Source organism: Ruegeria sp. AF8 (genome assembly GCF_056541825.1).
The window spans coordinates 31056-42254 of sequence record NZ_JBQFYW010000027.1 but is presented as its reverse complement, the minus strand read 5'-3'; the positions used below and the strand labels follow the sequence as shown (position 1 = coordinate 42254).

Below are 11199 nucleotides of genomic sequence, written 5' to 3'. Positions count from 1 at the left end.
AACAGGCCGGACAGACGAAGGTACTGACGAAAATGACCGCAGAAATCACCAGAAAACACTTGCAATGCAGGAGCCACCCACAGATGCCGTTGAAACGGACTGCAGCATTGGTTGCTCTGGGTTCACTTCCTCTATCGGAGCAACTGCAGAATATTGTCGGCAGGCTCGTCTCGCTCTTGATGAGGACGGCTCGACGCGGTCACTCGATGAGGTACAAATTGCTGCGCCTGCAACCCGCAATACCGCCATTCGCTACTCGTGCAATATCTCGGGCCTGTCGCTCTGACTTGCGGAATGGTCGTATTTGACAATCGCTATTTTTGTTTATTGCTGATCATGGGGTAGAATTGAAGTATTATTGCTGAATGTTTTGGGTGCAGGCCCTGGGGAACGACGCAATCGTTCCGATTGAGCAAACTTGGTAGTGGCCGGGGAGGAGCTTTGATGAATTTTGGAACGCCAATTGTAATCAGGGGTTGTCAGGTATTAACTGCGATGCTGTTTACATCCTTCTCGGTGTGCAGTGTGAACGCGCAAACTACGCCTGAGAGTGAAACCACGAGCACAGAGTCGCGGCCGACCATTACGTTTACGTCTTGGACCGGTCCTTACATGCGAAGCCAAATGCTTGGCTTTGTGCGCCCTTATGAAGAGGCGAATAATGCCAAAGTGCATGTTGCACATTACAACGGCGGCATTTCGGAAATCCGGGACCAGGTCGAAAGCGCGAATGTGGTATGGGATGTTGTAGACCTGACTCAGGCGGATTCTCTTCGTGCCTGCAAGGAAGGACTGCTGGAGAATATCTCCGATATCGAGTTGCCGGATGGGGTCGATGGCACCCCGTTTCGGGAGGATTTTGTTGAAGGGGCGCTGAATGATTGCGGCGTCGGTGTTATCGTATGGGGTACCGCATACGCATTTAACAATTCAAAATTTTCCGACGCACCGCCTTCGACAATCGCAGATTTCTTTGACACTGAGGACTTTCCTGGCCCACGCGCCATTCGAAATGACCCGACAGTGATCATGGAGTGGGCGCTTATGGCTGATGGCGTGGCGCGCGAAGACGTCTACTCAACTCTCGAGACCGAGGACGGCGTTGTCCGCGCTCTGAGGAAGATGGATGAAATAAAACCCGGATTGCAGATATGGGAAACCGGGCGTGAACCGGTGCGCATGTTGAATGCGGGTGACGTCGCGATGTCATCGATTTGGGCAACAACAGGAGCCACTGCCGCGCAGGAGGAAGGTGCCGATTTCACCGTAAACATGGACGGTCGCGTTATCGAACTGGATTTGTTCGGTATCCCAAAAGGAAGCCTGAATAAGGAAGGCGCGATTGATTTTATCCGATTTGCCAGCAGTTCGAACTCGCTGGCAAATATGGTCAGTTACCTGCCAAACGGCCCGACCCGAAAATCATCGATAGCACTTCTGTCAGATGACGTTTTGGAGCGAATTCCAAACGGCCCTGCGTATGAAGACAATCTGTATATCCTGTCAGACGCCGAATGGTGGGCGAACAATCATGCGCGCCTGGAAGAAGCGTTCGAGTCATGGCTGACAACTTCAGCGCGCCAAGGTGCTGCAGGATCCACACGGTAAGCCGAACCAACAAGGCGAAGAGGTGCAAAATGAGTGATCAATCGACACAGAAACCTGACAATCTTGTTGCGAACAGCGGCTTGTTCAAAGGTATGAATCCGATAATGGGCATCGCTTCGATGGTGATGATCTTGGGGTTTGTGTTCTTCACAATCCGCGATGTCGAGGCTTCAAGTGCGATCTTTGCGTCTGGCAAGGATTTCATCATCGGCAGTCTGGACTGGTTTTACGTTCTTGTCGTTAACGCCGCACTGTTTTTTGTGATTTGGCTGATGATCAGTCGGTTTGGTCACGTGAAGCTTGGCAAAGACGACGATGAACCCGACTTTTCAACGTTTTCGTGGATCTGCATGCTGTTTAGCGCGGGCCTGGGATCTGGCCTTATTTACTGGGGCGTTGCTGAGCCTATGTTCCATATTCAAGGCAGCCCGTTTCTCGAGAAGGCGGGAATAGAATCAGGTTCCGTTGCTGCTGCAGTTTCCGCAGTTACGATCACCAATTTCCATTGGGGATTTCATGGCTGGGCCCTCTACGTTTTGGTAGGGCTATGCCTGGCTTATTTTTCGTATCGCCACGGGTTGCCACTAACGCTGCGAACTGCGCTTTATCCTGTGCTTAAGGATCGGATTTATGGTCCTTGGGGCCATCTCGTCGATCTGATTGGCGTATTTGGCACAATCTTTGGTCTTGCCACCTCTCTGGGATTGGGGGTTACACCAATAGCTGCCGGTCTTGAGGACCTCGGCTGGATGACAAACACCCAAACAAACCAATTGATTCTTGTAGCGATCATTACCTGCCTCGGTACGGCTTCAGCTGCTTCAGGTGTTGGCAAAGGCGTTCGCATCCTGTCCGAAGCCAATGTAATGGCCAGTATTGGCCTGCTGATACTTTTCATCATCCTGGGGCCGACGGCATTCCTGCTGGGTATTACCATATCCGGCTTCGGCGACTATCTGTGGACAGTGATCCCGATGGGTTTCTGGATCAATGGTGAGCCTGAGAACCAATGGCAGAGCTGGTGGACCATCTTCTATTGGGGATGGTGGATCGCTTGGTGTCCATTTGTTGGTCTGTTTATCGCACGGGTGTCCAAGGGGCGGACGATCAAACAGTTCTGCTATTGCGTGCTGCTTATCCCAACATCAGTCGTTATGCTGTGGATGGGTGTTTTCGGTGGCGCGGCGGCCGGTGTGGACTTGTTCTATGAAGCGGGCGTCGTAGAAGCGGTCAACAATGACTATGCGGCCGGCGTATTCCAAACGGTCAAAGGGTTCGGTTACACTTGGTTGGTTTACCCGATCACTGTTCTGATCACTGTTCTGCTGATCTCGTGGTTTGTCACATCTTCAGACTCGGGAACGCTGGTGATGTGCACAATGTTGTCGATGGGTGATGAGCATCCGCCAGTCAAATTCCGTGTCTTTTGGGGTCTAACAGCGGGCGTGGTCGCGGGAGTTCTAATGCTGGCAGGCGGTTTGAGCGCGCTTCAAACGGCATCAATCGTCGCGGGGCTGCCAATCGCAGTGATCTTGTTGTTCATGATCTACGGTATCGTCTCGTCGCTTCATGCTGAGCATCCCTTGCCTGATGTTGAGGACAAATACGAACTGGAGTTTCTCAACAGATAGGCAATCATTGGGGTGCAACATATCGAGAGGCAGTCCACCTGCCTTTCGAATTTGCCTGCATAACTTAATCACAAGCGGATTCCGTCAATTTGCAAAACTCGCGGGATAAACCCAATCAATCAGAGCGATAGCTTCAATTAACGCCGGAATTTGCGACAGAATCGTTCTGTCGCAAACTCTTTCCTCACTGTCAGGTCGAGCGTAGTTTTGGTAGCGCGTGCTCGAGTTTTACAGGAGCAGACGGTGACGATCTCATTCCAGGGCGCGCATTTTCCGAATGAAGTGATTTTGTACGCTGTTTTCCTTTATCCCCGATACGGCGTGTCATATCGGGATCTGGAAGAAATCATGGCGGAACGTAGTGTTGAACTGGATCACGCGACGCTGAACCGTTGGGTGAGCCGATACGCTGGTTTCTTAGCTGATGCTTCGCGGTATAAAAAGCGTCCGGCGGACCGTTCATGACGCATGGATGAGACATATGTGAAAGTGAACGGTGCTTTATCGCACCATCGACAAGCACGGCAAAACCCTGGACTTCATGCTATCCAAGCGCCGAATAAAGCTGCTGCAACGAAGCTCTTCGCCCGTGCGCTTGAGGTGAACGGTTTGCCACGGAAGATTGTCGTCGACAAAGCGGGACCAACACTGCTGGTATCAAAGCCATAAACAAGGTGCTGAAAGGCTCTGGTTGCCCAGCTGTCAACGGCGTAAAAGTCGGCCATGGGGCGGAGCAAAAGTCGGCTACTATTGGGGTAACTGGCGCCTTGGCAAGCGCGCTCCCATTTAACTGGCGGTTGCCAAGGCGTCTTGGTCCGCCAGGACCAATCTCTTCTGTGTCTTAGGAGTTCTGCCGAGCCTTGCTCTGTGCGAGGCGATAGCGGTCGCCGTTCATCTCCAGAATGTTGACATGGTGGGTCATTCGGCCGAGCAAGGCGCCGGTGAGATGCTCAGAGCCGAATGTTTCCGTCCATTCGTCGAAGGGCAGGTTCGAGGTGATCAGGATCGGTTCTGGAAGACAATCTTGCCATCTCATTGGCGATGGCCGACAAAATTGAGACGCAGATGGGCCGCGAGAAACTGGATCAACTTCTGGACCTTCTGGAGGAGTTGCAGGCGGTCAAAGTCTGAAGATGCTGGGGTAAAACTGGGGCCCGTCCGCTTTGGAAAGGGCCAACTGAGTGGTTACAGAGTGGCCAGTCCGGTATCCAGCGCCGACAGGATTTTGGTCACATCATCGGATGTGATGATTAGCGGCGGTGACAGGATGATGTTGTTGCCGGATACGCGAACCATCACACCGTCTTCGAAAGCCGCTTTCTGAACCTGCAGCGGCAGGTGCTTCGCAATAGGTGTCTTGGTGGCGCGGTCCGCAACCAGTTCCAGCGCACACATCAGCCCTTCGCCGCCCCGCACGTCTCCGATGACATCGTATTTGTCAGCCAGTTTTTGTAGCCCGGCAAACAGCTCATCGCCCCGCGCGGCGGCGTTTTCCCAAACACGCAGGCGCTTGATCTCGGACAGCGCCGCCAGAGCAGCCGCAGCGCCAACCGGGTGGCCGGAATAGGTATAGCCCTGATCCACCGACGCATTGCCGGTTGTGTCACCTTCGAACACCTCGGCAACCGCACCCGAGATCATCGCCGCGCCAAACGGGAAGTAGCCATTGGTGATGGCCTTGGCCGTAGTCATAATATCGGGCTGCACGCCCCAATGCCGCGCGCCGCTTTCGCTGCCGGTACGACCAAAGGCAGTGATGATCTCATCCGAGATCAGCAGAATGCCGTGCTTGGAGCAGACTTCGCGCACCATAGGCATAAAGCTTTTGTGCGGTGGGATCACGCCCCCTGCCCCCAAAACCGGTTCCATGATAAATGCGGCAACGGTGTCGGCGCCTTGAAACGCGATCTCGGCCTCAAGCGCTTTGACGCAGAGCTGCGCCAGGCGTTCGGGGTCGGTCTCATCGAACGGGTTGCGATAGGTCCAGGGGGCGGGCACGTGGAAACAGTCGGGCATCATCGGCTCATAGGCCGCGCGGAATTTCTGATTGCCGTTGACCGAGGCGGCGGCAAAATGGGTACCATGATACCCCTGCTTAAGGCTGATGAACTTGATACGCCCGGCCTCGCCACGAATCTTGTGGTGCTGGCGCGCCAGTTTCAGCGCGATTTCAACCGAGTCCGATCCACCCGAGGTAAAGAAGGCGCGGGTTAGCCCATCGGGTTCGAAAAACTGCGCCAACTCATAGGACAGCTCGATGGCCTTGTCATTGCTGGTGCCACGGAACGTTGAATAGTAGGGCAGCGCGTTCAGTTGGTCGGAAATCGCCTGTTTCACCGGCTCGCAGGAATAGCCCAGATTGACGTTCCAAAGCCCCCCCACGGCGTCCAGCGCCTTGTGGCCGTCCACGTCGATAATGCTGACTCCTTCGCCACCGGTCAGAATGGTCGGCGGATTGTTCCGGCTGTCGGCCGGGTGCGCCATCGGATGCCAGAAATGGCGGGCGTTGTTTTCCTTAAGAAAGTTCGAGTCTTTCATGTCTCGTGTCTCCGGAGTTTGTGTCCAACCGCTCAAGGATGGAATTCAGTTGGAAATGTATCGGGGAGCTGACCACCAAAGCTTGCGGTCAGGTCGGTTGAAAGCGCGTGCAGAGCGGTCAGTATTTCTGGCAGGCGCTCGTTTCCGGCGCGGCCTTCAGGGACGGCAATCGCAATGGCTCCCAGCGCCACCTGATCAATGCCGAATATGGGTGCCGCATAGCCATAGACGCCATTTTCATAGCTTCCATTGCTGTTGGCCCAACCGGCTTGGCTGATTGTCGCGACCCGGTCTTTGATCTTGACCGGGTCGGTCAGCGTGGTGTCCGTGTATCGCGCTTGTTCTTCCTGTCCGAGACGGTCCAGCAAGAAGGACGGACCGAAGCTGAGCAAACACAGGCCCGAAGCGGTCGCATTGATCGGAAGATTCTCGCTGGGATCGAGGCTGACACGCACACTGTGGCGCGTCGTTTCGACCACCAGTGCGGTTTGAAGAGAATCTCTTTCAAGCAGGGACAGATGCAGGCTTTCGCCCACATCCTGCATTGCGGCCTGCATTCTTTGGCGAGCACTTTCTATCCCGGGGCGGGCGATCTGGCGCAACGCGGCCAATCGCAGCGCGGCGGGTCCGACCGCATAGGATTTGGACATGGGGTTCTGTTCGATCAGCCCGTATTCCTCGAGCGCCCGCAGGTGGCGCAGAGCGGTGGCTTTGTTCAATCCGGACAGCCGCGCAAACTGACTCAGCCCGATTTCCGGTCGAGAGCTTGAAAAATAGTTAAGCATTTTCAGTGCATTCAGGGCGGTTCCCATGCGATTCACATCCTCCAGTTAAGGTAATGCTTGACAGAACAAGCTTAACAACGCAACATTAAATTTGCAAACGCGGATCATTTAATGAACCACTGACGGGAGGTGTCAATGAAGAAAGTTCTAACAGCCGCAGCCTTTGTTGCTTCTGCAACTGCCGCACTGGCCGAGTATCCAGAGAAGCCGGTCTCCTTTGTCGTTCCGTGGCCTCCGGGGGATCTGGAAGACGTCCTGACCCGTCTGATAGCCGACGAATTCCAGGCGATGTACGGCGTACCCGCAGCGGTCGTGAACAAACCCGGCGGCGGTGGAGGCCCCTTCCCCGGCGCTGTTGAGGTCGCCACCGCTCCGGGCGATGGCTACACCATCGGCTCTTTCGTCATTGGCGTGCCGGTGATTGGCCCTGAAATTGGCATTCCAGAGCTGAACCCCAACCCATTTGACCCGATTGGCATCTTCCTGACCTATCCGTTCGTGATAGCGTCCAGCAAAGACGCACCCTTCTCGACTTGGGAGGAGCTGGTGGAACATGGCAAAGATAACGACGTTGCGCTGGGTCACTTCGGCTCTGTCCTGCCACCCACCCAGGTGACATTCGCAGCCGCTGTCAGCAGCGGGTTTGATTTCGCCAGTGAAGCCGCATTTGATGCTCTGGACTGCAACACCCTGGCTTCAGGCGACGTGGACGTGATCAACACAACACTTCAGCTCATACTGCCCTGCTTGGATCAGGTGAATGTTCTGGCCAGTATCGGTGGAGAGCGGATTTCGCTGGTTCCGGATACGCCGACCGTTGTCGAGCTTAACCCCGACCTGCCTTTGGCGCTATGGAACGGTCTGTTCGTTCACAAAGACACCCCTTCCGAAGCACGTGAGAAGATCTCGTCAGCGGCACAAAAGGCTCTGAGCTCCGACAAAGCCAAGCAGCTTGCCGAGGAAACAGGAGCGCTGATCTACTGGCAGGACCCGGACGCCTCCAACGCGCAAATCGAACAAGACAAAGCCTCTTTCGCCAAAATCGAAGAGATTCTGGGTGAATAAATCAAGATTGGCCCGGCAGGATTCAGACTGCCGGGCCAATTTCAATCGGTGGGGAGGGAGAGATGATCGCGAAAACCTTACAGGACATGTTCAAACGATACCGCCGACCCGGCGATGTTGTATTCGCTGCAGCCTTTCTGGGTTTTTCGATCTTCCTGCTGAGCCAACTTGGTGAGCAGACTGAAGTGGTCAAGCGGACCAAATGGTTTGCGCAACCTGGCTTCTGGCCGATGGTCTCGCTTTGGGCAATGGCCGTGTTTGCCTTTCTGCACTGGCTCAGTTCGGCCATGTCAGACCGCATTCCTGGGCGCTGGCCCGAAGTGGCGTTTTGGCTTCGATCCTTTGAGTATGTTGCCTATTTTCTGGTCTATGTCGCGGTCGTCCCGCTTTTGGGGTACCTGCCGTCGACCGTCCTGTTCGCGGTTTTTCTTGCCATCCGAACCGGCTTCAGGGACGCCCGATCCATTGGCCTTGCTGCGGCGTTCGGGGTCGCGGTGACGGTCATCTTCCGAGCCTTTCTTCAGGTCAAAATTCCCTCGGGAGCCGTCTATGAATACCTGCCGGATTCCGTGCGCGCCTTTGCGCTGACTTATCTTTGAGGTTCGCTATGGAAACGCTTCTTTCCGGTCTTTCTATCCTGACGCAATGGCAGGTGATCGTCGCCCTTCTGATCGGCTCAATCGGTGGGGTCATCATTGGGGCGCTGCCCGGTGTTGGCGCGGCTGTGGCCATCGCCATCCTTTTGCCCGCCACATTCGCGTTCGAACCCATCGTCGGGCTGACACTGCTGCTGGGCATCTATGGCTCGTCGATGTATGGTGGTGCCATCCCCGCCATTCTGATCAACACGCCCGGCACGGCGGTAAACGCCTTGACCACCTATGACGGCTATCCGATGACCAAACGCGGACAGGGACATCGCGCTCTGTCGCTGGCCTATTCCGCATCTTTCTTTGGCGGCATCTTTGCGATCATCTGCCTGATGATCCTGTCACCGGTTCTGGCACTTGTCGCGCCACATTTCGGCAGCCGCGAGATTTTCCTGGCCGCCCTGTTGGGGATCATTCTGGTCATCCTCGCCCACCGCGGACAGATTTTCGCCGCCGGTATGCTGGCAGCCTTCGGGATTTTCCTGAACACGGTCGGGCTTGAGCCGGTCAAATACACCCGCCGCTATACCTTTGACCAAAGCTGGCTGGCCTCAGGTGTCGATCTGATCGTGGTCGTGCTGGGCCTGTTTGCGATCAGTCAGGCGCTGTTACTGTTGCTGGAAAAGAACCACGCCCCGGGCGAGGCGCATGTCAGCGGCAACATCTTTGTCGGCCTCAAGGAGCTGCTGGGCATCAAGCGCATTGCCACCGTGTCCTCCAGTATCGGGGTCTTCATGGGCATGGTGCCGGGCACAGGTGAATTCACCTCGCAATTTCTGTCCTACACCTATGCACAAAAGACATCGAAAGACCCCGGCAAATTCGGTGATGGCTCGCCCGAAGGGCTGGTTGCCTCCGAGGCTGCCAACAACGCCGTACCCGGCGCGGCCATGATCCCACTACTGGCGCTGGGTATCCCGGGTGAGGCACTGACCGCGATGATGCTGTCGGTATTCTATGTGCACAACGTCATCCCCGGCCCTCAGCTGTTTGAAAACCAGATGGACTTTGTGATGGCGCTGTATATGGCGCTGATCCTGCTGAACGTCATCGTTCTGGTGTTCCTACTGTTCTCGACCAACCTGCTGCTGAAGATCATCCAGATCCCTACCCGATTCCTTGGCATCATGATCCTGATACTGGCGTTTGTCGGCGTCTATAGCTTGCGCAACTCGATCACCGACTGCGCCATTGCCGCCGGGTTTGGGGTGTTCGGCCTGATCCTCAAACGGCTGGACCTGCCGATTGTGCCGATCATCCTGGGCATGGTTCTGGGCGGCATCATGGAGGTCAAACTGCGCAGCGCCATGGCGCGGGTCAAATCACCGCTCGATTTTGTCGACCGCCCGATTGCGGCGATCCTGACAGCGCTGATCGTACTGATCCTGCTACTTCATTTCCGCACGCTGTACTTTGAATTCCGCAACAAGCTGAAACCCCAGCCGACCGCACTACCGGTCGATTCCGATCACCCCAATCAGCAAGGGTAACCCTGCCATGGGTTTAGTCAGGTTGTTGACTGCGTAACGTCGGGGTAGCGAAGTTTCATGCTAAACTTTTCCGACCGGCCCCGCATCAAAGGGTTCCGTTTTCCTCGTTCGGTGGTCGGTTATGCTGTTTGGGCGTATCACCGGTTTGCCCTCAGCCTCTGGGATGTCGAGGATCTTCTTGCGTCACGCGGGATCGACGTCTCCTACGAAACCGTTCGGGACCGGGTTGCGCGTTTCGGTAGGCAGTTTGACCTGCCCCGAGAAATTTCCCTCGTACTGATTTAGAGTTTGCTCAACCTTTTGAAAGAGCAAACAGATGGGCTTTGTTGCACAATTCCCTGTGGGGATTCATCTCGCGACTCCGGCGTGATAGCTGGAGGGTATGAGCAGTTGGGCCCCTATGACACACAGAACCACAAACTGGTCGTCTTACAGTGATGCACTGAGGCAGCGCGGATCGCTGTCGATCTGGTTTGATCCGGGCATGATCTGGATACCCGCGCCGAGCGGCAAGCGCGGTCGGCAGCAGCAATTCAGCGATGCCGCCATCCAGACTTGCCTGACCTTGAAAAGTGTTGTTCGGCTTACCGCTTCGGCAGACGACGGGCTTCGTGGAAAGCCTGTTGCGTCTGGTCGGCCTGAACTGGACCGTGCCGGATTTCAGCACCCTGTGCCGCCGTCAGAAGTCATTGAACGTGAGCCCGCCGTATCGTGGCGGCCCCAAAAAGGCACATCTGGCGCAAGATACACATCGGGATCGACGAAGAGACGCTGGAAGTACGGGCGGTCGAAGGGACAACCAGCAACGTTGGGGATGCGCCCATGCTCCCGGATTTGCTGGGCCGGATCGCAGCGGATCAGGACAGCGGATCGGTCACTGCCGACGGGTCTGCGACACGCGCAAATGCCATGACGCAATTGCCGCGCGTGGCGCCCATGCTGTCATTCCGCCCCGCAGAAATGCCAAGCCTTGGAAGCCCACGAGCGCCGGAGCTATCGCTCGAAACGAAGCCGTCAATGCGTCGCGATACCTGGGCCGGGCTCTGTGGCGGCGATGGAGCGGATATCACCGCCGGAGCAGAGTTGAGAGCAAGATGAACTGCATCAAGATGCTCGGCCAATCGCTTATGCCAAGAGACTTTGAGCGGCAGGTAGCGGAAATCCAAATCCGCGTCGCGGTCCTCAATCGCTACACAGCTCTTGGCACACCTCTCAAAGAACCCGTAGGCTAAATCCGTCAGGGGAAAAGGGAAAATCCGCCATCACCGGATTTGTGCAACAAAGCCCCGATGAAGTTGAAACACATTTTTCGCCAGATCTATGCCGACAAGCTCCAAGTCCGCCATCTCGCCAACCTCCTAGTGGTTTCCACCTCCAAAACCTACCAGATGAGAGATCAGGGGATTTCCATTCCAGCACAACCCTACATCTA

The 11199-nt window shown here is 55.6% G+C and carries 8 protein-coding genes and 5 pseudogenes; 10 read left to right on the top strand and 3 right to left on the bottom strand.

The window, feature by feature from the left end; genetic code table 11:
- The 4 genes and pseudogenes from ACR0AO_RS23160 to ACR0AO_RS23145 all read left to right on the top strand — a co-directional run.
- The coding region (locus ACR0AO_RS23160; RefSeq protein ID WP_480608908.1) for a hypothetical protein at positions 1–286 on the top strand (286 nt) is incomplete at its 5' end.
- Between the two features lie 338 nt (positions 287–624).
- Positions 625–1608, top strand: coding sequence for an extracellular solute-binding protein (locus tag ACR0AO_RS23155; protein WP_480608906.1), 984 nt, complete (start codon positions 625–627; stop codon positions 1606–1608).
- Between the two features lie 29 nt (positions 1609–1637).
- Positions 1638–3239: a BCCT family transporter gene (locus tag ACR0AO_RS23150; protein WP_480608903.1), complete on the top strand. Its 1602-nt coding sequence runs from the start codon at positions 1638–1640 to the stop codon at positions 3237–3239.
- Between the two features lie 243 nt (positions 3240–3482).
- Positions 3483–3958 (top strand): annotated as a pseudogene (locus ACR0AO_RS23145) (IS6 family transposase); the annotation flags it as partial.
- A 67-nt stretch (positions 3959–4025) separates the two neighbouring features.
- Here the strand turns inward: ACR0AO_RS23145 and ACR0AO_RS23140 are convergent.
- The 3 genes and pseudogenes from ACR0AO_RS23140 to ACR0AO_RS23130 all read right to left on the bottom strand — a co-directional run.
- Positions 4026–4245: pseudogene (locus tag ACR0AO_RS23140) on the bottom strand (ATP-binding protein); the annotation flags it as partial.
- A gap of 179 nt (positions 4246–4424) precedes the next feature.
- Positions 4425–5777, bottom strand: a complete 1353-nt coding sequence (locus ACR0AO_RS23135) for an aminotransferase class III-fold pyridoxal phosphate-dependent enzyme (protein ID WP_480608901.1) — start codon at positions 5775–5777, stop codon at positions 4425–4427.
- 32 nt (positions 5778–5809) lie between these two features.
- On the bottom strand, positions 5810–6589 hold the full coding sequence (locus tag ACR0AO_RS23130; RefSeq protein WP_480608900.1) for an IclR family transcriptional regulator: 780 nt from the start codon (positions 6587–6589) through the stop codon (positions 5810–5812).
- Positions 6590–6697: 108 nt separating this feature from the next.
- Between ACR0AO_RS23130 and ACR0AO_RS23125 the strand changes: the two genes are divergently transcribed.
- From ACR0AO_RS23125 to ACR0AO_RS23100, 6 genes and pseudogenes are all read left to right on the top strand, one after another.
- Positions 6698–7627 carry a tripartite tricarboxylate transporter substrate binding protein gene (locus ACR0AO_RS23125; RefSeq protein ID WP_480608898.1) on the top strand — a complete coding sequence of 310 codons (930 nt, stop codon included), beginning with the start codon at positions 6698–6700 and terminating at the stop codon, positions 7625–7627.
- Between the two features lie 62 nt (positions 7628–7689).
- Positions 7690–8226 (top strand): tripartite tricarboxylate transporter TctB family protein, encoded by a 537-nt coding sequence (locus tag ACR0AO_RS23120; RefSeq protein WP_480608896.1) that lies wholly within the window; start codon positions 7690–7692, stop codon positions 8224–8226.
- An 8-nt stretch (positions 8227–8234) separates the two neighbouring features.
- Entirely contained in the window at positions 8235–9767 is a 1533-nt protein-coding gene (locus ACR0AO_RS23115) for a tripartite tricarboxylate transporter permease (RefSeq protein ID WP_480608895.1), read from the top strand.
- A 57-nt stretch (positions 9768–9824) separates the two neighbouring features.
- Positions 9825–10007: pseudogene (locus tag ACR0AO_RS23110) on the top strand (IS6 family transposase); the annotation flags it as partial.
- Positions 10008–10149: 142 nt separating this feature from the next.
- Positions 10150–10454: pseudogene (locus tag ACR0AO_RS23105) on the top strand (transposase); the annotation flags it as partial.
- A 24-nt stretch (positions 10455–10478) separates the two neighbouring features.
- Positions 10479–10999: pseudogene (locus ACR0AO_RS23100) on the top strand (IS5 family transposase).
- Positions 11000–11199 lie beyond the last annotated feature (200 nt).

What these genes read in the sequence shown, in the direction of transcription:
- ACR0AO_RS23125 (WP_480608898.1), top strand. Translation starts at nt 6,698, where the DNA reads ATGAAGAAAGTTCTAACAGCCGCAGCCTTTGTTGCTTCTGCAACTGCC.
- ACR0AO_RS23135 (WP_480608901.1), bottom strand. Translation starts at nt 5,777, where the DNA reads ATGAAAGACTCGAACTTTCTTAAGGAAAACAACGCCCGCCATTTCTGG.
- ACR0AO_RS23150 (WP_480608903.1), top strand. Translation starts at nt 1,638, where the DNA reads ATGAGTGATCAATCGACACAGAAACCTGACAATCTTGTTGCGAACAGC.
- ACR0AO_RS23155 (WP_480608906.1), top strand. Translation starts at nt 625, where the DNA reads ATGCTTGGCTTTGTGCGCCCTTATGAAGAGGCGAATAATGCCAAAGTG.
- ACR0AO_RS23120 (WP_480608896.1), top strand. Translation starts at nt 7,690, where the DNA reads ATGATCGCGAAAACCTTACAGGACATGTTCAAACGATACCGCCGACCC.
- ACR0AO_RS23130 (WP_480608900.1), bottom strand. Translation starts at nt 6,589, where the DNA reads ATGGGAACCGCCCTGAATGCACTGAAAATGCTTAACTATTTTTCAAGC.
- ACR0AO_RS23115 (WP_480608895.1), top strand. Translation starts at nt 8,235, where the DNA reads ATGGAAACGCTTCTTTCCGGTCTTTCTATCCTGACGCAATGGCAGGTG.